We start from the raw sequence: 22,058 nt of genomic DNA, 5'->3' as shown, positions 1-22,058 counted from the left end.
ATCAGCCGTATCGAGGACATCGGAGAGATCCGCCAGCGCTTCACGGCCGTACACCCCTGAAGGGACCTCCCATGACAGAGCAGAACATTCCCCGCCGCTTCGAAGGCCGCTCGGTCCTGGTCACCGGTGCCGGCACCGGCTACGGCGCCGAGATTGCTGTCCGTGCCGCCCATGAGGGCGCCCGGGTGGCCGTCCACTACCGCAGTTCCGCGGCCGGAGCGGATAAAACGGTCGCCCGCATCAGGGAGGTCGGCGGCGAGGCCTTCACGGTGCAGGGCGACATCGCCGTCCACGCCGACGTCATCCGCATGGCCGAGGAGGTGTTCGGCCGTTTCGCAGGCCTGGACGTGCTGGTCAACAACGTCGGTGACGTGGCGGGCGAGCAGATGTCCTGGCGGGAGCTCACCGAGGAGTCCATCGACCACGTCCTCGCCGTGGACATCAAGGGAACGATGCTGTGCGTCCACGAGTTCGGTTCCCGCATGCTGGAGCAGGGCCACGGCGCGATCGTCAACATCGGCTCCACCGTGATCGTGCGCGGCAGCGCCCGCGCCCCGCAGTACGCCGCCGCGAAGTACGGCATCCTTGGCATCACCAAGTCCTACGCCCAGGCGTTCGCGCCGACGGTGCGGGTCAACACCTTTGCCCCCGGCTTCATCGAGACCGAGATGCTCCTCAGTCGCGCGGACTGGAAGTCCGGCCGGCGTGAGGAGATGATCGCCAAGACGCCGATGGGCCGTATCCCGGGGCCCGCCGAACTCGCGGGCACCGCCCTCTTTCTCGCCACCGACGACGCCGCCCACATGACCGGCGTCTACCTCAACGCCGACGGCGGTTTCAACATGATTGGCGCCTGACCGGCAGGATACGCACCGACCCGAGCAGTAAGAGGAGTTGACCTCGTGCCACCTGGCCGTGACCTTCTGCACGGCGGCAAGTACGCCCCGGCCGTCTCCGGGCGGACCACCGCCGACATCGATCCCCGGACCAGCGAGCCGTACGCCAGGGTCGCGAGCAGCCGGACCCGAGGACGTGCGCGCTGAAGTGGACGCGTCGGCTGCCGCCTTCGCCGAGTGGGCGTCGCTGGTAACCCCGCTCACGGCGCAACGTCTTCTACGGACCTCGCCTGAAGCCGACGTAACGGCCCGGCCCGGCCCGGCCGCTGCCGGGCGACGGGCCGGGCCTTCTCCGGGCATCTTCTGGCAGTCGACGTCACGAGGCTCACATGTCAGCGTCACGGTGGCGGCGGCAACGACGTGGCGGCCAAGGCCCGTAGCGCTGCGACCGGTTTGCGCAGTCCGTAGGCGACCACCGTCGACGTTCCGTCAGCATGGCTCCAGGTCAGTACCGCGCGTCCGTCGGCTACGCTGCCCTGCGTCGTGGTCGGTTCACCGAGGAGCGGCAGACGGCCGACGATCTTGACGGTGAGTGCGGTGACCTCGGTCCAGAAGTAGTCGTCCTGCGCCGATCCCGGCGGAGAAAGACCGAGCGCCGAGGCCGCCGCGATCCTGCCCTGGGCGACGGCGTTGGACCAGTAGGGCGCACGCCGGTCGGGCTGTGTGCCGTGGCCACGGAGGTAGGTGACGTCACCGGCGGCGAACACGCCGGGCACGGTGGTGGCGCAGGCATGGTCGATGCCGACGCCGAGGCGGCCGGCGAGGCCGGTCCCGGTCAGCCAGCCGACGCATGGTGCTTCTCCGGCACAGGTGACCACCAGGTCCGCGGTGAGTTGGGTGCCGTCCGGGAGCGCCACGCCGTTGACGGGGTCACCGGTCAGGGTGGCGAAGCCGGTCGACTGTACGAAGCGGATGCCGTGTCTGGCGGCACGTGCGGTGATCTCGGCGGACAGGTAGTCGCCGAGGATGCGTCGCAGCGGCGGGTCGGCGTCCACGACGGTCACCGGGATACCGCGGGCGGCGCAGGCGCTGGCCACCTCCATGCCCAGGAAACCGGCGCCGACCACGATCGCCGAACCCGCGTTTGCCAGGCGGGCGCGGAGCAGGCGGGCGTCATCCAGGGTGCGCAGGACGAGTTCGCCCCGCTGCCCAGGGGCGGCGAGCCGGCGGGCGTCCGCACCGGTGGCGATGATCAGCGCGTCATAGCCGATCTGGCGGCCGTCGGCAGTGGTGACGATGTGCTGGCGGGTGTCCGCGGCGACGGCTGGCGAGCGGATGACGTCGGCGTCAAGGCCGTCGAGCGTAAGGCCCAGGGCCTGGTCGGCGGATGGGTCCTTGAGAACCACTTTCGACAGGGGCGGGCGGGAGTACGCGCCGTGCTCCTCGGCACCGACAAGGATGACCGGTCCGGCGTAGCCGAGGGTGCGCAGGTGGCGGGCGGCGGTGATGCCGGCGAGTGACTCGCCGGCGATGAGCACCGAGCGCGGTGCGCTCACTGCAGGACTCGCAGGGCGGCGACCGGGCAGGCGTTGACGGCCGCGCGAGCGGCGGGCTGCCACTCGTCGGGGACGTCGCTGCCCTCGTAGCGGTAGGTGAGTTCGGCGTCGTCGTCCAGGCTGAAGACGTCAGGGGCCTGGTCGGCGCACAGGCCGTGGCCCTCGCAGCGTGGATAGTCGACGGAGATCTTCATGGTGCTGTCCTCAGCTGTCCTCGAACGGGTGAGCGGCGGTTCAGGCGATGAGTTCGAGCGGCAGGCGCTCAAGGCGGTGGATGACGTTGTTCAGGGCCCACTCGGGTGGGCCGGTCACCTCGATGCGGTCGATGCGGTCGACCAAGGCGCGCAGGATCGCGGAGGTCTCCATGCGGGCCAGGCCCTGGCCGGCGCAGCCGTGGGTGCCCTGTCCGAAGCCGAGTTGGCGGGCGGCGTCGCGGCGGATGTCGAAGGTGTCCGGGTCGTCCCACTCCAGCGGGTCGCGGTTGGCGGAGCCGTAAAGGACAAGCACCCGGGAGCCCTTGGGGAGCGGTGTGCCGGCGAGTTCCGTGTCGTGGGCGGCAGTCCGGGAGAAGGCCCGGATCGGGGATTCGTAGCGGACGACCTCGTTGACCGCCTTCGGGATGAGGTCCGGGTTCGCCTTCAGCAAGCGCCACTGTTCGGGGTGGGTGGCGAACAGATACAGGGCACTTGAGATGGCGCTGATGGTGGTGTCCAGGGAGGGCGCCAGGTAGTCGATCAACATGGTGACGCACTCAGCGGGCATGATCCTGCCCTCGTCGGCGGCGCGCAGCAGGTCGTGGCCCATGCTGCCGTCCAACACCGACCGGTCGCGCACGACACCGCGCGCGTAGCGCAGCATGCCGAGGGAGGAGGGAAGTGTGCGGGCCGCCTGGCAGTTGAGCGGGCCCAGGGCGTCGAAGGTGGCGCCGGCCCAGCGCAGCAGGTGCTCACGGCCCTGACGGGGCCAGCCGACCAGGTCGGGGACAACGGACATCGGCAGCGCCGTGGCGACCTCGACGGCATCGACCGTCCGGCGGGCCACCGCGTCCTCGACAACGGCGGTGGCCTGCTGGTCGATGGTGTCTTTCATCGTGCGCAGCGCCCGGGGAGTTAGGCGGTGGGCGAGGAGAGAGCGGCGGCGAGCGTGGTCCTGGCCGTCGCTGAAGAGCGTGGTGCCCTGGCCTATACGGTTGGCGACGGGGTTGAGGGCGACGCCGCTGGAGGAGACGAAGGTGTCGTCGTCCAGAAGTACTTGCCTGCACTCGGCGTAGCGCGGCAGGGCGTAGATCTTGTGCTTGCTCAGGTGCACCACGGGGCCGAGTGCACGCAACGCGGCGTAGTGCGGATAGGTGTCGCGGATGGCCGAGGCCGAGTACAGATCCGGGTGGTAGACGGGGATCTCCGTACGCATGGACATGAGGAGCCCTCCTGAAGGAGCTGTGAGGGAGCGGAGGCAGGGTGGTGCGCTCGTGTGGGGCGGGCGCGTCCATGGACAGCTGGCGGGAGCGCAGCCTGGATGGTGCTCGCTCCCCACCCGTTGCACGAGAACGGGTGGCGTCCGTGCAACAGCGCCGTGGTGATGAAATACTCAACCTTGATGGAATGAAGGGTCAAGGGTTACGCCGGAATTAAATCGATGAAATCATCAGAACTGCCGGTGCTTCCCTGCTCGTCGGTGCCGACGGACGGTTGCACGCCCCTTGGCCGGGGGAGCGACCCACTGTCCGCCGACCCGGCCGCACACCCACGCCCTCAGGGTTCAGCCCATCCCGCGCCGACTACGAGACGGACGGGACGGTGGCCCCGAGGGGTCGGCGTGCTCTTCTCGCTCAACTCGGCCCAGACGGTCTTGCGTTGCGGGGTGTTCACAACGGCACCCTGACCGAGCCCGAAGGCCCGCAGCGGCGCTGTGAGCGGTGTACCGTGCCGAGCCGGCCGGCGGATCGACCTGTCTCGGCTCGACGCCGTGACCCAGCCGCTCAGCACGTCGACGACATGCTCGGCGACGTGCTTCGACGTCATGCGGACGGGATCCGGGTTGCTGCGCGGTTCGCGACAAGTCGCCGATAAGCCGAGCAGGAGACTCGTGAACCATCGGGCATCAGCCGCCTCCCGCTCGATGCGGTGGCACACTCCGGGCGGGGCGGTCAGCCGGCGGCGATCGCCACTCCGGCACATGCCATCGCCGTCGGGGCCAGTACGGCGGCGGGCGCGGCTCGCACGGGCGGCTCACCGTGGCGCAGGTGCACCACCGCGGCAGCCATCATGAGCACAGTCAGCCCGGCAGCGGCGGCCATGCCGAGCGGAGCCAAGGCCAAACCGAGCAGCAGATCAGCGGCTCCGGCGACCTCCAGTGCGCCGATGACGCGATCAAGGGTCAGTGACATGCCGAGGTGCGCAGCTGCCTGACGCATGAACGGAACGGCGGCGATCTTCGCCAGTCCGAAGGAGAAGAAGATCAGTGAAAGTGCGACGGCGAGGGAGATGTGTGCGGTGGTCATGCCGATCGGTCCTGGTGCTCGGAGCAGTCCGCGGCGGGCCAGGCGGGTGTGGATGCCGGGCAGGACCTGGCTGTCGTGGGTGGTGGCCGCGGTGGTGGCCACGTCCGTGATCACGTTGGGGTCGTCGGGAGCGCAGGTCTCGGTCAGCTGAGCGGTGAACCCTCTGCAGCTGACGGTGTGTCCGTGCCGTGCGTAGCGGGCCGAGGTAAGGGCGGCAGACCGGGGCTGTCTTCCTGCTCGGCGGTGCGCCAGCGCAGGTGCCCTGCGGCGTCACGGTGGTGGTTCTGCATCGTGATCTGCCGCGGGGCTGGATACGAGGGCCGGAGGTGCGGTCCACTCAGTCCCGGTTCCAGTTGGCGAAGTCCTCGTCGCACCACAGCCCGTCCAGCCGGCCCGCACCCTCATCGCCGTGGTGCGACCCGGATTGCTCGCCCGCGCGACCTGGGCAGTCAGAGACGGGACCTGCTGACCGGAACGGGGGTGAAGGGACAACGGGCGCCTCGGCGGCTGCATCGGTCGGCGGAAACACCCGTGCATGCCCATCGACCATACTGCCGCACTGGAGAACTCCAGGATCCCCGACTCGGAGTCGGCTTAGATCTGCAACCGGGTCAGGGCTTCAGCCATCACCTGTGCGAGGCGCTTCGACCCGTTGGCATTGGGATGGGTGTGGTCGGGGGCGGCGTATGTGTCTTCGAGGAGGGAAGGGTTGACTTTGGAGCGGATCGCTGCGTCGAAGTCGACGAATGCGTGCCCGGATGTGCGGATCCACTCGTTGACCGCAAGGCGGAAGTCTTCTCGGCCGGTGTCGCCCGCGAGATCCGGGGCAAGCGGTGTGACGGTGGTGAGAAGGACGGTGAGCCCTGCCGTCCGGGCGCGATCGATGAGCTCTCGGTAACCGTCGATGAGCTGGGCGAGGGTCGGCATCTCGTCCAGCGGCGTCACTCGGCCGGGAAGGCTCCAGTCGTTGCTGTTGTAGGCGATCACCAGGTGCGTGACGCCGTGGGTTCCGAGCACGTCCTCATCGAACCGGGACAACCCGGCCCGGCCCCATGAGGGAGTCGCCGATGGTGCGTCGAGTCGGATGCGGTTTCCTGCGATTCCTCGGTTGACGACGGCGATCCTGGCATCAGCGGGAAGCAGGGCTGCGGTGTACTGCGGCCACCCCATTGCCGTGCTGGATGCCCCGAGGCATACGACCACCGCCTTCGCCTCGGCTCCGGCCACCTCGATGGTGCGCAGGAAAGGACCTCCCGGAGGCAGGGACCAGCCGGTCCCGTCTGGCTCGGGTCCGGTGCCGGTGTTGGTGGCAGGGAATGCGCGCGCTTCGTCGGCCTGCACCGGCCTCGATCCTTCGAGCGGGAACGCGCGTGATCCCGTGAAGTCGCCCGGCAGGGACCGGTCGAACGTGAATCCGTTCGCTGACGTGTAGGGCGTGGACTCGGGCAGATACAGATCGACGACGATCTCGTCGCCGTGGCTGACGGTCAGGTCGACCGGGTCGGTCCACCGCGATGTGCCGGCCGGGATCTCGATCGTTGACTGCCCGTCGAGGGAGACCTCGACGAACCGTCCGCGGACTCCGATGGCGCCTCGTGCGATCCGGACGGCGCCGTCCCCGAAGTGGTTGGACAGCTCCAGCCGGACGCGGCCGCCGCCGATGCTCGCGGGCACGGTCATGCGGACGGTGACATCGTCGAAGGGCGGCTCGTCATCCTCACCGCGGAAGTCGGTCATGGCCTGGGTCCACGTCGGCGCCCAGCCCGTGCCGTCATCGGTCTCGTACGTGCTCAAGCTGGCCTCTTCTTCGTCTGCTGTGGGTCGGCTGCCGGTGTTGATGTCATTCGGCCTGGTCGGCGGCGGTGAAGAAGTCGAGGAATCCGGACGGTGCGTTGTCGCCGATCATGAGGTTCAGCATGTCGTGCGCCTCGGCGTAGAAGGGCTCGGTACGCAGGAACAGCGCCTCTTCGTAGGCGGTGAGGGCCGCCTCGACATCGTCGGGGTGAGCGGCGATCGCCTTGCCGAGTTCGGCGCCGTCGAACATCGCCAGGTTTGCGCCGTCACCGGACGGCGGCATCAGGTGGGCGGCGTCGCCGAGGAGCGTCACCCCGGGCACGCGCTCCCAGCGGTGTCCGTCCGGGAGCGTGTGGATGGGGCGGGCGACCGGAGCGGTCTCGCCGTCGGTGATCAACGCGGTGAGCTCCGGGGCCCAGCCGTCGAACTCGGCCGCGATCCGGGCGGTCGCGGCGGCGGCGTCAGTGAAGTCGATGGCGGCGATCCACTCGGCGGAGCGGTTCAGCTCGACGTACGTGTGCAGGATGTTCCCCGCCTCGCGGTGCGCGATGATCCCCTTGCCCGGGGCCAGGGCGTACATCGCGCCGGCACCGACCGCCTCGGCCGCCGCGGGGTGCCGCTCGTCGGCGTCGTACAGGTAGATGTCGATGAATGTCGTGCCGGTGTACCGGGGTTCGGCGTCGGAGAGCAGGGGGCGGACCTTCGACCAGGCGCCGTCGGCGCCGACGAGAAGACCGGTGGTCACGGTCGTGCCGTCGGTGAAGGCCAGCTCGTGTCGGCCGTCGCCGAGGGGCCGGACACCGGTGGCCTTGTGCCCCCACTGGACCGTCTGGTCGGGCAGGGAGTCGAGCAGGATGCGGCGCAGGTCTCCGCGGAGTACTTCGGGACGCCGCCCTGTGCCGTCGTCCGGGGCCTCGAACAGCAGCTTGCCGTCCTGGTCGAGTACGCGCGACGCCTCGGCGCCCTCGTGGATGATGGCGCGGAACTCCTCGGTGAGGCCGGCGTCGGCGAGCGCGCGCTGCCCGTCGGCCTCGTGGATGTCGAGTTGGCCGCCCTGCGTGCGGGAGTCCTCCGAAGGATCGGCCTCGTAGACCGTCGCCGGGATGCCGTGGACGTGCAGGACTCGGGCGAGAGTCAGGCCGCCGAGGCCGGCGCCGACGATGGCGATCGGATGGTGGTGGGTGTTCATGGGCTTCCTCGTTTCCGCACGGCGCAGCGTCGGGCACATTCCCGACGTCCATATGGACCGGCGTTCCATTAGCAATATGGAACACCGGTCCAGGGTGTGTCAAAATGAGGTCATGCGGACGCGAGGAAGAGCACCCGCCGGGGGACGTGCCGGCGCCCTTTCACAAGAACTGATCGTCGGCGCGGCCGTCTCACTGCTGGACGAGCTGGGCGAGCGGGGGCTCACCTTCAGGCTGCTGGCCAAAGAGCTGAACACCGGTGTCGGCGCGCTGTATTGGCACGTGTCGAACAAGGACGAGCTGGTCGCCCTGGCCGCCGATCAGGTGCTCGGCCAGGCCTTCGCCGCGCACCCGCGCCTTGAGGAAGAGGCCGGCTCCGGGTTGCGCGCGCTTGCCGTCGCCGTCTTCGACGCACTTGACCGGCACCCGTGGGCGGCGACCCACGTCTCCGCACCGCCCACGCTGGCGAACGCGCTGCGCCTGCTCGACCGCATCGGCACCCTGGTCGCACGAACCGGGCTGCCGGCCGAACGGCATTTCGAGGTCTCCACCGCGATCTCCTACTACATCACCGGCGTCAGCGCCCAGATCATCGCCCCGCGCACCACCCACGACCCGAGCGTCAGCCGCGACGACTTCCTCGCCCGGACCGCCCAACGCTGGGAAGAACTCGACCCGGCCGACTATCCCTTCCTGACGCGCACCACCCACTACCTGCGCGACCATGCCGATCGCGACCAGTTCATCACCGGCCTCGACATGCTCCTGGACGGCCTGAACACGACCGCGCACCCGCGACCGCCCGCATGACCCCGGCATCCGTACGGCGAGGCCGCCGCGTCCGGCGGAGGGATCGACCAGGGTGCGCGCCCGGCACGACGGGTGCCGCTGGCGCCGGCCGGTGAGGACGACGTCGGGCTCGTCCAGGCAGTCGCCCCGCGCGTGGAGCGTCAGCCAGCCGGGGCGCTCCTCGGTGGTGCAGTGACCGGGAGAGCGGTCTCGCACGGAGATCCAGGACGGCCGCAGTTCGCTCGACTCGAAGTCATTCCCGGTGCTCGTCGGCCGGGGCCGGGGCCGGGGGCGAGCGGCACGGCGGTGCGGGCGGGTCCAGGGCGACCTCACCGACGACCGGCCAGCCGTCCCCCCAGGTCGGCTGGGCCAGGAAGGTCTCCCGCCGGAGCACGTGCCCGCCGGGCGTGCCGCCGTGCGGCCGCACGCCGAGGAAGACCGTCCACAGGAGCCGTCGGGAGCCCGGCCCAGGTCCGCGTGGCCGGTGTTCTGCACGGGGTGGTCGGTGCTGGGTGAGGACCGGGTTGGCCGGGCACGGCTCGTAGGGTCCGTTGGGCGTGCGGCTGCGGGCGATGAACCCGCCGTGGCCGCGCTCGGTGCCGCCCTCGACGATGAGCAGGTACCAGTGGTCGCCGACTGGCTACAGGTGCGGTGCTTCCGGGGCTTTGACGCCGGGCGTGCCGGACCACAGCGTGTGCGGTGTTCCGTACGTCTGCCCGGGCCAGGTCCGGGTCGATGCCGGGAACACCCGGCACCCGTACGGGATCCGACCAGGGCCCGGCCGGGTCGGTCACGGTGACGATCAGGTTGCCGGCGTCCTCGGCCGCGTTGGTGACGATCAGCCAGAAGAGGCCGTCGTGGTGGCGCGGGGTGAGGGCGTAGATCCCGCCGGAGGGCGGCATGGGGGCCGGCGGCGCAGTTGCTCCGGCCGGTCCAGGGCGTTGCCCGATCTGGGTCCAGTGCGCCAGGCCGCGGCTGTGGGTACGCCGGGGAAGCACTCGAAGCTGGAGCCGGAGAGGTGGTAGTCGTCGCCCACACGGCAGACGCTGGGATCGGGGTGGAAGCCGGGGAGCACGGGGTTGGCCGCGCGGGCGGCCTGCTGCTGGAGGGGCACCCCTTCTGTCCTTTCGTCGTGCGGCTCATGGAACGGCCGTTCGGGCGGTCACGACCTGCGCAGTACCGCGCCGCCGCCGGGCGGCACCTCGTGTGCGAGCGTGCCGGTCACGAGGTCGAGGGCGGGGTCCGGCAGGGGCACGGCGGTGGCGCCGTGGTTGATCAGGACGTGCCAGCTCCGGCCGTCGGGCGCGTGGCGGGTGACGGCTTCGACGCCGGCCGGCAGACCGGGCAGCTCCGGCTGGACGCCGGCTTCCTTCAGCAGGCGCTCGACCAGCGCGCCGTAGTCCGCGTCGTCCAGGCGGGTGGACAGGTACCAGCCTTCCCCGGCGCCGTGGCGGTGGCGGGTGAGTGCCGGGCTGTCCGTGAGCATGCCGTGGGTGTAGGTGGCGAGTGTCCGCGCGCCTTCGGTCCGCAGGGACTCGCTCCAGACGGTTCCGTGCGAGCCGTCCGACAGGGCGATCCGCTCGTCCTGACGCAGCGGCCGGTACTCCTCGACCCGGATGCCCAGCGCCTCGCGCAGCGGTGCGGCGGGATACCCGCCCAGCCGGGCGTGCATGCGTTCGTCGACGTATCCGCTCGCGTGCTGGACGAGGAGGGTCCCGCCGTCGGCGACGTAGCGGCGCAGGTTCTCCGCGCCCGCGTCGGTAAGAAGGAAGAGGGCGGGGGCGATGACGAGCCGGTAGCGGCTCAACTCGTGCTCCGGGTGGGCGAAGTCCACGGTGATGCCCGCGTCCCACAGCGCCCGGTGAGCCCGCAGGAGTGCCGCGTGGTAGTCGAGGCCGGCGGAGGGCAGACCGTCCACGCCGAGCGCCCACCAGGCATCGGGGTCGTGCAGCACGGCCACCGGCGCGGTGACCGTCGACCCCGCCAGTTCGGCGAGCCGGGCGACCGCCTCGCCGGTCTGCGTGACCTCGCGGAAGATCCGGCTGTCGGGTCCGGCGTGCGGGACCATCGCCGAGTGCCAGGTCTCGGCGCCGGCCCGGGACTGCCGCCACTGGAAGAACAGGGCGCCCTCCGAACCGCGCGCGATGTGGCCGAGGGTGTGCCGCAGGATCTCCCCGGGCTCCTTGCCGAGCACGCGGTCGCCGTCGTAGACGGTGTTGGTGCCCTGTTCCATCAGCAGCCAGGGGCGGCCGCCGGCCAGGGAACGGGTGCGGTCGGCGTGGAAGGCGGCGTCGGCCGCGGCGTCCAGGCCGGGTGCGCTCGGATACTGGTCGGACGTGACGACGTCGAGTTCGCGGGCGAAGGCCCAGAGGTCCACGTTCTGGTAGGCGGGCAGCATCAGGTTGGTGGTCACCGGCCGGTCGCTGTGCCTGCGGATCGCGTCGCGCTGCTCGCGGAAGGCGGAGATGATCTCGCTGGACCAGAACCGTCGGAAGTCCAGGTCCTGGCCCGGATTCCTGTGCCACTGCGTCGCGCGGGGCGGCAGTACTTGCTCCCAGGAGGTGTAGCGCTGGCTCCAAAAGGCCGTTCCCCACGCCTGGTTGAGGGCGTCCAGCGAGCCGTGCCGGGCGCGCAGCCACACGCGGAAGGCCGTGGCCGTGTGATCACACCAGCACAGCGTGCCGTACTCGTTGTGCACGTGCCACAGGGCGAGGGCGGCGTGGTCGCCGTACCGCTCGGCCAGGGCGGCGGCCATCCGTCGGGCCGCGCTGCGGTAGGCGGGCGCGGTGAGGCAGTAGGTGTCGCGGCTGCCATGGGTGAGGCGGGTGCCGTCAGGCCTGACGGCCAGGGCGTCGGGGTGGGCCAGGGTGAACCAGGGGGGTGGTGAGGCGGTGGGGGTGGCGAGGTCGACGGCTATGCCGCCTGCGTGCAGGCGGTCGATGTGGGCGTCGAGCCAGGCGAAGTCGTAGCGCCCTTCCTCGGGTTCGAGCAGGGCCCAGGAGAAGACGCCCATGGTGGCCAGGTTGACCCTGGCCCGCTGCATGAGCGTGTCGTCCTCCTCCCAGACCGTCGCGTCCCACTGCTCGGGGTTGTAGTCCCCGCCGAAGGCGAGACCGCCCAGGCGGTCGGTGATGCCGCGCGTTGTCATGAGGGTTCCTCGGGCCGGGGAAGTCGGATGCTGCGGACAGTGACCTGACGCGCCGTCATGGTCGGCGCCCGGGAGGGCCGGTGCGTCAGCGTGGGTGCGTGCTGTGCGGTGACCTGGTCGGAGTACAGGGCCGCCACCGAGGCGTCCTCGGGCACGGGGGAGTCGAAGCGCTTCACTAAGCTGGGGAAGGTAATGATGTGTTTCGCGCAAAGCAAGGCCTCAGCATAGACAGACTTCCTTCTCCGTCGACGGTTGGCAGTGTCTGCTGGAGCGGTGAGGCAGAGTCGAAGCGCTTCAACGCCGGACTTTCAGGCGAGAACCACACTCCATGGCGTCCGTGTCAGCTGCCGAGGGGATTCAGACAAGGTCACCGCTGCTCGGGCCGGCATCGCGGTCGTCGTCCTCGGTGACCATCCACTCGTCAGCGGCCGCGAGACCGGGGAGCGTACGGGCCTGGCGCACTGCCCAAGTCCCTGGAGCGCCGCCGCGTTGGGTCGCCGCGGTGAGGCCGCGGACCGCCCTGGTGATCGTGAGCGGCTGGGCCTGCCCGGTCTTCGCGGCCGTCTCGTCCGCTCCGGCGACCTCGCCCTTCCGTTCCGCGGCCCGGTTCGGCGCCACGTGCTTCCGGGTCGAGGTGGCGTGTGCGCGCCGGGCCGGGCCGGGCGCGTGCCTGAAAGGCGCGGACCGGTGCCGGCGTCGTGCCGCGGTGCGCCGGAGGTGAGCGCGGTCTTCTCCTGGTACGCGACCGCGAGCGCTCGTCCGGAGTTCTGCAGTCGCGCCCTGCTGTGGCGGTCGCTGGCCGGCGAGGAGGCCTTCGGCCTCGTCCGCTGGGTCACGCGCGTCTCTGACCGGGGGCAGGAGGAGGTCCCGCAGGACCGTGGCCGCCCGCGCCCTGGCTGCCTTGCGCCGTGCGCCGTCACGTGCCGGTGTCGCGTCCGGCGACGCCGGGCGCCGATCCGGAACCCGTACCGCCTGTACCGGTCCTCGTGACTGTGACGTGCCGGTCCGAGCGTGGAGGCCGTATGGACCAACAGTTCGGCAGAAGGATAGGGTCTCAGTTTGTAAACCTAGGTGACAAACGCAGCGCCAACTACGAACGGGACGACTCGCATGACCGATGACATCCTGCCCTCTCCCGATACCGCCGGCGCCATCGACGAGATGCGGGCCCTGACAACGGTGAGGCCCAGCGCGCGACAGGTGGCGTGGCAGTCGATGGAGTTCTACGCCTTCATCCACTTCGGCATGAACACGATGACGGATCGCGAGTGGGGTCTGGGCGGCGAGGACCCGGCCCTGTTCGACCCGTCCGACCTCGATGTAGATCAGTGGATGTCGGTGATCGCCGCGGCCGGGATGACAGGTGCCATCCTCACGGCCAAGCACCACGACGGCTTCTGCCTCTGGCCCTCGCAGGTGACCACGCACTCGGTCGCCGCCGCCAGGTGGCAGGAGGGAAAGGGCGACCTCGTGCGGCTCGCGGCCGACGCGGCCCGGCGCCATGGTCTGAAGTTCGGGATCTACCTCTCGCCGTGGGACCGCACGGAGGCGTCGTACGGCTCGGGGAAGGCGTACGACGACTTCTTCGTGCGTCAGCTGGAGGAGCTGCTGTCCGGATACGGCGAGGTCTTCTCGGTCTGGTTCGACGGCGCCAACGGAGAGGGCCCCGACGGCGTGCACCAGGAGTACGACTGGGAGCGCTACTACGCGGTCGTACGGCGTCTGCAACCCGATGCCGTGATCTCGGTCTGCGGCCCGGACGTTCGGTGGTGCGGCAACGAGGCCGGGCACACCCGGCCTGACGAATGGAGCGTCGTACCCGCCGCGCTGCGCGACGTCGAACGCGTCGCCGATCGTTCGCAACATGCCGACGACGGGGCGTTTTCACGGCTCGTCCGAAGCGACGAAGAGGATCTGGGCAGCCGCGAGGCCCTCGCAGGCCGCCTCGACGACCTCGTGTGGTATCCGGCCGAGGTGAACACGTCCATTCGGCCGGGGTGGTTCTACCACCGGAACGAGGACGACTCCGTTCGCTCCGCCGACGAACTCTTCGACCTGTGGTGCGACGCGGTCGGCGGCAACGCGTGCCTGCTGCTCAACGTGCCGCCCGATGCCCGCGGGCGTGTGGCCGCTCCTGACGTCGCCGCCCTGACGGGGCTGGGCGAACGCATCCGGGCGTGGCGAAACGGAGTGCTGGACGCGGACATCGAGCTGTCGTCCGGGGCGCCGCGCACACGGTCGGGCGAGTCCGTGGCCGACTGGTCCGTCCTGACGCGCCTGGCCGCAGATGCGGCAGCACCGTGTGTGTGGCGCCCGGAGGCGTCCGATGCCGAGCCGACCGCCTCGCTCGTCCTCCGCCGTCCCACCGAGGTGGGCGCCGTGGTCATCCGTGAGGACATCACCCAGGGCCAGCGCCTCGAGCGTGTGGTGGTGGTCGGGGTGTCCGACGGGAGCGATCGGGTGCTGGCCGAGGCGCATTCGGTCGGCTACCAGCGGATTCTGCGCTTTCCCCCACGCGTCGTCGACAAGGTCGAGGTCAGAATCGAAGCATCCCGCGGCCGTCCGGCGATCCGTACGCTCGCAGTGGTCGATGCCGACAGTGCTTGGCCTCGAAGGTGAACCCTGTGTTGCGTGCGCGCGCCATGGCGCGCGGATGCCGAGAGTGTGTTGGATGGATCCATGACAAGCGCACCTGACGACCCCACCTCGCCTTCCGGGGCCGACTCCGGATGGCCACGGCTGCATCCGACGACGCAGTCGGCGTACAACCGCATCCTGTGGAACGGTGGGCTCTCCAAGAGCGAGGTGGCGAAAGAGCTCGGCCTGTCCCGTACGCGGATGACGGCGATCGCACGCGATCTCGAGGCTGCCGGTCTCATCGTCGAAGGCGGCAGGGAACAGAGGGCCAGCACGGGACGGCCGGCCGACATGCTTCTCGCCAAGACCGACCTCTTCCACTTCCTCGGCGTACATGTCCGTGCGGGCGAACTGGTCGCCGCGGTGATCGATCTGACCAACAAGGTGGTCTGGGAGCGGCGCAAGCACATCGACGAACTGGATCCGGCCGTCGTCGGCGCGCAATGCCGCACCTGGCTGGCTGCGGCGAAGGCCGATGGCCTGCGCGTGGCCGCTCTGGCCGTGTGCGGATCAGTGGAGCGGATCGACGGAGCCGCGGAAGGGATCGGCCTCCAGGCCGTGGCGCCCGAGGCGACCCGGTCGGAATGGGAGAAGGAGTTCGGCATACCGGTATGGGCCGAGGACGACATCATCGCCCTCACGGCGTTCGAGCAATGGCCGCGCCTGGCCGAGGGCCAGGACAGCATGGCCCTCATCTCCCTCGGGCGGGACATCGGATTCGGACTGGTCGTGGACCGCAAGATCATCCTGGGCGCGCACGGCAGGGCGGGCAGGTTCTCCCACGTCCAGGTCGCGCATGACGGCGCGAGGTGCCCCCTGGGACATCGCGGCTGCTTGTGGGCGGAAAGCTCCACGACCTCGATCGTGAACGATGTCGCCGGCGCGCAGACGCTCGGTGACGTCATCGACCGAGCCGCGCAGGGGGAGCAGAAGGCGTGCGAGCGGCTGGCGCGCGCTGCGCGTGGGATCGGCGTGGCGGCCGGGCACATCCTGAATCTGCTTGATCCCGACAAGGTGATCCTGACGGGGGACAGCCCGTCGCTCCTCGATTCCCGTACCGAGGACTTCGACGAGGGGATGCGCTCCGTGTACACCGTGCCGGACTCGCCGGTCATCGAGGTCACGGTGTTCGACTTCCTCGAATGGGCGCGCGCGGCCGCCGGGCTGGCGCTGTACCGCCGGCTCGCCGAGTACGACCAGTGAGTGGCCCCTCGCCTCGGGCGGGCGAGGGGTTGGTGCTGAGGTGCGGGTGAAGTCTCCGGCAGAGGGGTGTCGACCACACAGTCCGCCAACGCCGGAGGCTTCGCACGCCGGCCTGCCCGTGGGGCATCGATGCGCGCGTGCAGTGTGCGACGCCGCCTGTCCGCTCCGCCCCCGGGGAAAGCCGCTTCGGTCTCTGCGCCCGGTGACGCCATCCCGGCGCCGGCCGTCATGCTCTGCCGGCACCGGCGGTCTGTGCGCCGCCGGACCGGCCGGCTTCCCGGCTCACCGCACAGGCCGCGCCGGGCGTCACCGCGATCAGCGGGCGGCCGACCGCTGAGCCGACCGGGACTGCCCGGACGCCGCTTGCTACGACGGCCACTCCCGTGCGTGGCGGCGCAGACGACTTCTTCGCCGCATGACCGGCCTTCCCTTGTGCACAGGCGCACTGCGGACCGGGCGTCATCAGCCGGTCGCCGGTCTCGATGCCGGGCGATTCCTGCGCCGACCGCGGTGTTCCACCACCGCTGAGCGCCGGTCGCTGCGGCGTCGTCTGTACCCCGAAGCCTTCGTTGCGCTGGCGGAAAACGTCTGCCGTGCGGACGGGCGCACCAGAGTTTGTCACCTCCATTGACAAACTCTGGTGGTGCGAGTGATGCTCATCGCCGCGAGAGACCGAGTCCGCTCCGAGTCAAGGGAGACTCATGCGTACCAGCAAGTTCCGCACGATCGTGGCTGCCGTGGCCGCTGCAGCCGCGACCGCACTCCTCGCTTCCGCCTGTTCCAGCGCGGGCACCTCCACCTCCTCTGACGGGAAGGTCACCCTGCAGTACTGGGCGTGGGCGCCCGGAAGTGCACAGGAAGTCAAGGAATTCAACCGCACGCATCCGGACATCAAAGTGGTCCACACCGACGCCGGCGGTGGCGAGCAGTCGTCCGCCAAGCTGCTGGCCGCGATTCGCGCGGGCAACGCACCCGATCTCGCGCTGGTGGAGAACACGGCGCTGCCTCGCATGATCGTCGCCGGTGCGCCGCTGGACATCACCGACTACGTCTCCGACGTCCGGAAGAACTACTCGAGCGGCTCGTGGGCGCAGACGACCTTCAGCGGCCGGACGTACGGACTGCCGCAGGACGTCGGCCCCATGGCGCTGCTCTACCGCAAGGACGTCTTCGACAAGTACGGCATCAAGGCGCCTGTGACGTGGGAGGACTACCGCAAGGCGGCCGCCAGGATCAAGGCCCGGAACCCCAAGCTCACGATGGCTTCCCTGAGCACCGACGGTTGGGGCTGGTACGCCGCCGTGGCGGCGCAGGCCGGCGACGACTGGTGGTCGGTCCACGGGGACAAGTGGACCGTCAACATCGACGGCGCGAACTCCCGCAAGGTGATGGATTTCTTCCAGGGGATGTTCAAGGACGGGCTGATCGCGGCCGATCCGATCCTCACACCGACGTACAACCAGAAGCTGAACAACGGCACGATGCTGTCCTGGCCCTCCGCCGCCTGGGCGCCCGGTGTCATCTACGGCGTGGCGCCGAAGACCGCCGGCAAGTGGGCCCTCGCACCCCTGCCGCGGTGGAACGCGAACGACCCGACCGTCTCCTTCCAGGGCGGCTCCTCGGTCATCGTCACCTCCAAGTCCAAGCACCCCAAGCAGGCCGCCGAGTTCGCGAAGTGGCTCAACGCCAGTGACACGGGCGCGAAGATGATCCTCAACGTGCAGAACGGCTATCCCGCCGCACTGTCGGGGCAGAAGGCCGCAACCGCGCAGAAGCCCCCGGCCCTCATGCCGCAGCAGACCGACTACTACAAGGTCGTCGCCGGGATCGCCAAGCACACCCGCCCGGTGACCTGGGGCCCGAACACGGACGTCGCAGCGACCGCATTCACGGACGCGATGAACGCGGCCGTGCACAACGGCACTTCATGGGCGGACGTTCTGACCGTCACGCAGAAGGCCGTCGTGAAGGACCTGAAGAAGCAGGGGTTCAAGGTGAGCGAGGGATAGAGCGGTGGACTGAAGGAAAGCGCAGAGCGTCAGAGAGGGCATCCGCATGACCACCACAGCCGTTGCCGACAAGGACACCGGGTCAGCGACAGCGGCCGCTCCGCCGCCGACTCGTCACCGTCGTCGTCGGAGTATCGCGCCGTACCTGTTCAGCGCACCCGCCATGGTGCTGTACACCGTGTTCACGGTGATCCCCGTGGTGTACGCGCTCGGCTCCAGCTTCTACGCCCAGCGGCGAACCGGCGGTGGCGCCCTCGGCACCCGCTCCACGGTGTTCGTCTGGTTCGACAACTACGTCTCGGTCTTCCACGACTCCCAACTGATCGCCGGGCTCCGACACCTGGCGCTCTACGGTGTCATCGCCGTGCCGTTGACCCTGGGCCTCGCGCTGCTGTTCGCTCTGCTGCTGGACGCGCCGGGGGTGAAACTGCGGCGCTTCGGGCGCACGGCGATCTTCATTCCCTACGCCGTGCCCGGCGTCGTGGCCGCGCTGATGTGGGGGTTCATGTACCTGGCGGGGACGAGCCCGTTCTCGTACGTCACTCGGTCCCTCGGCTGGGGGGACATCCCCTTCCTCGGCCAAGGGGGGATCTACGCCTCGCTCGCCAACATCTCCGTCTGGGGCGGCACGGGATTCAACATGCTCGTCATCTACACGGCGTTGCGCAGCATCCCCCACGAGCTGATCGAGGCGGCGCGCCTGGACGGGGCCAACGAGATCCAGATCGCTCTCCGCGTCAAGGTGCCGCTGGTCGGCCCGGCGCTGCTGCTGACCGCGATCTTCGCACTGCTGGGCACCCTCCAGCTCTACGGCGAGCCGCTGATGCTCAAACCCCTGACGAACACCATCTCCAACACGTGGGTGCCGCTGATGTCCATCTACCAGGACGCGTTCGCGCTCGACGACCTCCATGACGCGGCGGCGGCGTCGATCGTCCTCGCCCTCGGTACCGCGCTGGTATCGATCGCAGTTCTGGCGTTGGTCCGCATCTCGACGAGGCGGGGCATGCGATGAGCGCGATCAACGAGAGGAGGCGCGAACGAACCAAAATCGTTCCCACGCTCATCATGGTGGCGGGTGCGCTCTACTGCCTCCTCCCCGTGGCCTGGGTATTCGTCGCCGCCAGCAAAGCCCCCGGCGAGCTGTTCGACTCCTTCACCTTCGCCCCCGGATCCGGTCTGCTCGACAATCTCGGCGACCTGTTCTCCTACGACGGCGGTGCCTACGGACTGTGGGCGCTGAACTCGCTCCTGTACGCGGGCGTGGGTGGCGCCCTGTCGACGCTCGTGTCGGCCTCCGCGGGCTACGCCCTGGCGAAGTTCGACTTCAGAGGCGGCCGGATCTTCTTCGCCGCCATCCTCGCGGGGCTGCTCATCCCGGGCATCACCCTCGCCGTGCCGCAGTACCTGCTGCTGTCCGACCTGCATCTGGCCGGCACACAGTGGTCGGTGCTGCTCCCGAGCATCCTCAGCCCGTTCGGCATCTATCTCTGCCGGGTGTACGCCGCGAGCGCCATCCCGGCGCAGATGCTCGAAGCGGCCCGGATCGACGGCGCCGGCGAGTGGCGGATCTTCCGCAGCGTCGTGCTCCCCCTCATGGGGCCGGGCATGGTGACGGTGTTCCTGCTGCAGTTCGTCGGGATCTGGAACAACTTCCTGCTGCCGTACATCATGCTCTCCAACACCCGGACCTTCCCTCTCACGGTGGGGTTGAACTCGCTGCTCGAGCGCGGTTCCGGCTCGCCGTCGCTGTACACGCTCGCCATCATCGGCGCCGCGCTCGCGATCGTCCCCCTCATTGCCCTGGTGCTGTTCCTGCAACGGTTCTGGCGCCTCGACCTCATCGCCGGAGGAGTCAAAGGATGACCTGGTCCCACGTCGACAACGCCTGGCCCACACGCGGGCTGAGCTATGGAGCCGACTACAACCCCGAACAGTGGGACAGGGACGTATGGAAGGAAGACGTCCGCCTGATGACACAGGCGGGGGTCAACCTCGTCTCGCTCGGCATCTTCTCCTGGGGCCTCATCGAAGTCGCGGACGGAGAGTACGACTGGGAGTGGATGGACGAGATCGTCGGCCTCCTGGCGAGCAACGGCATCGCCATCGACCTCGCCACACCGACGGCCGCGCCCCCGGGCTGGCTGCTGGCGGCACACCCCGAGATCCGCCCCGTCGACCACGACATGCAGCCGCACTGGCCTGGCGCCCGGCTCGGCTGGTGCCCGAGCAGCCCGGTCTTCCGCACCTACGCGCTCCGCATGGTCCGAGCGCTCGCGGACCGCTACGGCCACCGCGAACACGTCGTCATGTGGCACGTCAGCAACGAGCTGGGCGGAGGCAACGGCCGCTGCTACTGCGACACGTCGGCGGCGGCGTTCCGCGACTGGCTTCGACACAAGTACGAATCCCTCGACGCGCTGAACAAGGCATGGGGAACCGCCTTCTGGGGCCACACCTACCGTGACTTCGCGCACATCCTGCCGCCTCGCGGCAATGACGCGAAAAATCCGTCCCTCGTCCTGGACTTCGACCGCTTCTCCTCGGACGAGCTCCTGGCGCACTACCTCGCAGAGCGCGACGTGCTCAAGAGCGTCACGCCCGACCTGCCCGTCACGACGAACTTCATGGCGGGCGCCGAGCCCGACGTCGTCGACTACCCCCGGTGGGCACGCCACATGGACATCGTGGCGAACGACCACTACACGCGCTCACCCGACCCGGTGCCCGAGCAGGACGTCGCCTTCTCCGGCGACCGCATGCGGGCGATGACGACACAGCGCCGTCCATGGATGCTGATGGAGCACTCGACCAGTGCCGTCAGCTGGCAGCCGCGCAACCGCGCCAAGGCGCCGGGGGAGATGATCCGCAACAGCCTGAGCCACGTGGGTCACGGCGCCGACGGCATCCTGTTCTTCCAGTGGCGCGCCTCCCGGGCCGGGGCGGAGCAGTTCCACTCGGCGATGGTTCCCCACGCCGGCGAAGACACCGAGCTCTACCGCGACGTGTGCAAGCTGGGCGAGTACCTGCAGCGCCTCGCCCCGGTCATGGGCTCACGCACGCCCCAGGCCCGCGTCGGCATCCTCTTCGACGACGAGGCGGGCTGGGCGATGATGAAGGGAGTCAAGCCGAACAACCACCTCGCCTACGGACGCATCGTCCGGGACTGGCACCACGCGTTCTGGAGGCTGAACGAGAGCATCGAAGTCCTGGCGCCATGGTCCGACTTCACCGGGCACGAGGTGCTGGTGGTGCCCGGACTCTTCCTGACCGACGACGACACCGCGGCGCGCGTGAGTGCTTTCGCCGAGGCCGGCGGGACGGTCGTGGTCGGCTTCCTCTCGGGGATCGTGGACGAGCACGACCAGGTGAGGCTTGGCGGATATCCCGGCGCGTTCCGTGAACTCCTGGGCGTGTGGTGCGAGGAGTTCCGGCCCCTGCAAGAGGGCGAGACGTTCACCCTCGACAACGGTTGGTCCGGCACCGAGTGGACCGAACTCGTCCGCGTACGCGACGCCGACGTGATCGCCCGCTACAGCGGAGGCCCCCTCAGCGGCCATCCAGCGATCACGTCGCGTACGCTCGGGAGCGGAGGCCGTGCGGTCTACGTGTCGGCCGGACTTGACAGCGATGCGCTGCTCGACGTGGCACGTTCTTTGATCCCCTCCGACCTGGCGGACATGCCGGAAGGGCTCGAAGTGCTTGTGCGCCGCAATGACGAAGAAGCCTTCACCTTCTTCGTCAACCACGCGGACAGCGAGGCGATCATTACGGCGCGGGGCCAGGAGATGCTCACAGACGAGCCGGTCGGTGGAGAATTGCGCATACCGGCCGGAGGGGTGCGGGTCGTGAGGTCGGGCACCCCGAACTAGGCTTGATCTGTCGGGGATCTTGGTGTTGGTAGGTCAACTGCCCGCAGTTGCCAGGACTTGAGGCGAGGGATCTCGCGCTGGTTGGGGTAGTTCTGGAAGGCGGTCGGCTGGCGGGGTGTGGGGGCTTCCTCGGCCGGTGGCGGTCTGCTGAGGCGCTCGATGTTGACGGCGATGGCCGTCAGGACGTGCTGGGTGTGGGCCTTTCCGGAGCGAGGGCCAGCAGGTCCGCCGCGATCGGCACGGCCTCGCCCGACTGAGCCTCGTCAAGTCCGTCGATGACGATGGCCACAGGCCGTTTGAGGTCCCCGACCTGCCGGACCACCTGAGCGGAACGAGGCCAGGGGTCTTGTTGCGACGGAAGTCGCAGGGCCGGTCGCCGCCACTGCCCGCAGACGGTCACCCAATGTCTTGTTCCGGCAGGACGGTGCGAGACTCACCGAACCCAGAGGCGGCAGACAGGAGTGGGCGTGTCGTTGAGGGTTCCCTCGTCCTCGGCCGCGGTTTGCAGGGCGGGTACGGACAGTGTC

At 69.5% G+C, this 22,058-nt stretch carries 19 protein-coding genes and 2 pseudogenes; 9 read left to right on the top strand and 12 right to left on the bottom strand.

The genetic code is table 11. The features are described 5' to 3' along the window. The first annotated feature begins 71 nt into the window (after positions 1–71). Together ACYF6T_RS33300 and ACYF6T_RS33295 are read left to right on the top strand one after the other, a co-directional pair. Positions 72–857: an SDR family NAD(P)-dependent oxidoreductase gene (locus ACYF6T_RS33300; RefSeq protein WP_461701180.1), complete on the top strand. Its 786-nt coding sequence runs from the start codon at positions 72–74 to the stop codon at positions 855–857. A gap of 45 nt (positions 858–902) precedes the next feature. Next, positions 903–1,043: a hypothetical protein gene (locus ACYF6T_RS33295; RefSeq protein ID WP_461701179.1), complete on the top strand. Its 141-nt coding sequence runs from the start codon at positions 903–905 to the stop codon at positions 1,041–1,043. 191 nt (positions 1,044–1,234) lie between these two features. Here the strand turns inward: ACYF6T_RS33295 and ACYF6T_RS33290 are convergent, their stop codons facing one another. The 6 genes from ACYF6T_RS33290 to ACYF6T_RS33265 form a co-directional block, all read right to left on the bottom strand. Continuing rightward, on the bottom strand, positions 1,235–2,392 hold the full coding sequence (locus ACYF6T_RS33290) for an NAD(P)/FAD-dependent oxidoreductase (protein WP_461701178.1): 1,158 nt from the start codon (positions 2,390–2,392) through the stop codon (positions 1,235–1,237). Further along, positions 2,389–2,586, bottom strand: coding sequence for a ferredoxin (locus tag ACYF6T_RS33285; RefSeq protein ID WP_461701177.1), 198 nt, complete (start codon positions 2,584–2,586; stop codon positions 2,389–2,391). The genes ACYF6T_RS33290 and ACYF6T_RS33285 overlap by 4 nt, the downstream gene beginning before the upstream one ends. A 40-nt stretch (positions 2,587–2,626) precedes the next feature. After that, entirely contained in the window at positions 2,627–3,808 is a 1,182-nt protein-coding gene (locus ACYF6T_RS33280; protein WP_461701175.1) for a cytochrome P450, read from the bottom strand. 730 nt (positions 3,809–4,538) lie between these two features. Further along, the gene (locus ACYF6T_RS33275; RefSeq protein WP_461701174.1) at positions 4,539–4,994 is read right to left on the bottom strand and encodes a DoxX family protein; all 456 of its coding nucleotides are present in this window, start codon (positions 4,992–4,994) and stop codon (positions 4,539–4,541) included. A gap of 492 nt (positions 4,995–5,486) precedes the next feature. Beyond that, entirely contained in the window at positions 5,487–6,686 is a 1,200-nt protein-coding gene (locus ACYF6T_RS33270; protein ID WP_461701172.1) for a GDSL-type esterase/lipase family protein, read from the bottom strand. A gap of 46 nt (positions 6,687–6,732) precedes the next feature. Continuing rightward, a complete protein-coding gene (locus tag ACYF6T_RS33265) occupies positions 6,733–7,875 on the bottom strand; it encodes an FAD-dependent oxidoreductase (RefSeq protein ID WP_461701171.1) in 1,143 nt (380 codons plus the stop codon). On the opposite strand from ACYF6T_RS33265, the gene ACYF6T_RS33260 reads away from it, so the two are divergent. Further along, positions 7,874–8,683, top strand: coding sequence for a TetR/AcrR family transcriptional regulator (locus ACYF6T_RS33260; RefSeq protein ID WP_461701169.1), 810 nt, complete (start codon positions 7,874–7,876; stop codon positions 8,681–8,683). The two genes, ACYF6T_RS33265 and ACYF6T_RS33260, sit on opposite strands and share 2 nt — an antisense overlap. A gap of 96 nt (positions 8,684–8,779) precedes the next feature. Here the strand turns inward: ACYF6T_RS33260 and ACYF6T_RS33255 are convergent. From ACYF6T_RS33255 to ACYF6T_RS33230, 6 genes and pseudogenes are all read right to left on the bottom strand, one after another. Continuing rightward, positions 8,780–8,878 (bottom strand): annotated as a pseudogene (locus ACYF6T_RS33255) (hypothetical protein); the annotation flags it as partial. Positions 8,879–8,915: 37 nt separating this feature from the next. Next, a complete protein-coding gene (locus tag ACYF6T_RS33250; RefSeq protein ID WP_461701183.1) occupies positions 8,916–9,236 on the bottom strand; it encodes a family 43 glycosylhydrolase in 321 nt (106 codons plus the stop codon). A gap of 196 nt (positions 9,237–9,432) precedes the next feature. Continuing rightward, positions 9,433–9,698: pseudogene (locus tag ACYF6T_RS33245) on the bottom strand (family 43 glycosylhydrolase); the annotation flags it as partial. A gap of 126 nt (positions 9,699–9,824) precedes the next feature. Beyond that, on the bottom strand, positions 9,825–11,810 hold the full coding sequence (locus ACYF6T_RS33240; RefSeq protein WP_461701167.1) for a beta-galactosidase: 1,986 nt from the start codon (positions 11,808–11,810) through the stop codon (positions 9,825–9,827). After that, positions 11,807–11,986 carry a hypothetical protein gene (locus ACYF6T_RS33235; RefSeq protein ID WP_461701165.1) on the bottom strand — a complete coding sequence of 60 codons (180 nt, stop codon included), beginning with the start codon at positions 11,984–11,986 and terminating at the stop codon, positions 11,807–11,809. The genes ACYF6T_RS33240 and ACYF6T_RS33235 overlap by 4 nt, the downstream gene beginning before the upstream one ends. 181 nt (positions 11,987–12,167) lie before the next feature. Beyond that, on the bottom strand, positions 12,168–12,428 hold the full coding sequence (locus tag ACYF6T_RS33230; RefSeq protein ID WP_461701164.1) for a hypothetical protein: 261 nt from the start codon (positions 12,426–12,428) through the stop codon (positions 12,168–12,170). 492 nt (positions 12,429–12,920) lie between these two features. Between ACYF6T_RS33230 and ACYF6T_RS33225 the strand changes: the two genes are divergently transcribed. The 6 genes from ACYF6T_RS33225 to ACYF6T_RS33200 all read left to right on the top strand — a co-directional run bounded on the left by ACYF6T_RS33225 (position 12,921) and on the right by ACYF6T_RS33200 (position 21,531). Continuing rightward, positions 12,921–14,429: an alpha-L-fucosidase gene (locus ACYF6T_RS33225; RefSeq protein WP_461701162.1), complete on the top strand. Its 1,509-nt coding sequence runs from the start codon at positions 12,921–12,923 to the stop codon at positions 14,427–14,429. 12 nt (positions 14,430–14,441) lie between these two features. After that, complete coding sequence (locus ACYF6T_RS33220) at positions 14,442–15,650, top strand: ROK family transcriptional regulator (RefSeq protein WP_461701160.1); 1,209 nt, start codon at positions 14,442–14,444, stop codon at positions 15,648–15,650. A gap of 701 nt (positions 15,651–16,351) precedes the next feature. After that, positions 16,352–17,659: an ABC transporter substrate-binding protein gene (locus ACYF6T_RS33215; RefSeq protein WP_461701159.1), complete on the top strand. Its 1,308-nt coding sequence runs from the start codon at positions 16,352–16,354 to the stop codon at positions 17,657–17,659. A 163-nt stretch (positions 17,660–17,822) separates the two neighbouring features. Further along, the gene (locus ACYF6T_RS33210) at positions 17,823–18,674 is read left to right on the top strand and encodes a carbohydrate ABC transporter permease (RefSeq protein WP_461701158.1); all 852 of its coding nucleotides are present in this window, start codon (positions 17,823–17,825) and stop codon (positions 18,672–18,674) included. 86 nt (positions 18,675–18,760) lie between these two features. Next, entirely contained in the window at positions 18,761–19,525 is a 765-nt protein-coding gene (locus ACYF6T_RS33205; protein ID WP_461701156.1) for a carbohydrate ABC transporter permease, read from the top strand. Beyond that, positions 19,522–21,531, top strand: coding sequence for a beta-galactosidase (locus tag ACYF6T_RS33200; protein ID WP_461701155.1), 2,010 nt, complete (start codon positions 19,522–19,524; stop codon positions 21,529–21,531). The genes ACYF6T_RS33205 and ACYF6T_RS33200 overlap by 4 nt, the downstream gene beginning before the upstream one ends. The last annotated feature ends 527 nt before the right edge of the window (positions 21,532–22,058 follow it).

The organism is Streptomyces sp. 7R007, assembly GCF_054850255.1.
Note: the sequence above shows the minus strand (reverse complement) of the source record. Positions and strands in the feature narration are given on the sequence as shown.

Coding starts and splice junctions, on each gene's coding strand:
- ACYF6T_RS33210 (WP_461701158.1), top strand. CDS start 17,823: ATGGTGCTGTACACCGTGTTCACGGTGATCCCCGTGGTGTACGCGCTC.
- ACYF6T_RS33225 (WP_461701162.1), top strand. CDS start 12,921: ATGACCGATGACATCCTGCCCTCTCCCGATACCGCCGGCGCCATCGAC.
- ACYF6T_RS33280 (WP_461701175.1), bottom strand. CDS start 3,808: ATGTCCATGCGTACGGAGATCCCCGTCTACCACCCGGATCTGTACTCG.
- ACYF6T_RS33285 (WP_461701177.1), bottom strand. CDS start 2,586: ATGAAGATCTCCGTCGACTATCCACGCTGCGAGGGCCACGGCCTGTGC.
- ACYF6T_RS33200 (WP_461701155.1), top strand. CDS start 19,522: ATGACCTGGTCCCACGTCGACAACGCCTGGCCCACACGCGGGCTGAGC.
- ACYF6T_RS33265 (WP_461701171.1), bottom strand. CDS start 7,875: ATGAACACCCACCACCATCCGATCGCCATCGTCGGCGCCGGCCTCGGC.
- ACYF6T_RS33260 (WP_461701169.1), top strand. CDS start 7,874: ATGGGCTTCCTCGTTTCCGCACGGCGCAGCGTCGGGCACATTCCCGAC.
- ACYF6T_RS33300 (WP_461701180.1), top strand. CDS start 72: ATGACAGAGCAGAACATTCCCCGCCGCTTCGAAGGCCGCTCGGTCCTG.
- ACYF6T_RS33215 (WP_461701159.1), top strand. CDS start 16,352: ATGCGTACCAGCAAGTTCCGCACGATCGTGGCTGCCGTGGCCGCTGCA.
- ACYF6T_RS33240 (WP_461701167.1), bottom strand. CDS start 11,810: ATGACAACGCGCGGCATCACCGACCGCCTGGGCGGTCTCGCCTTCGGC.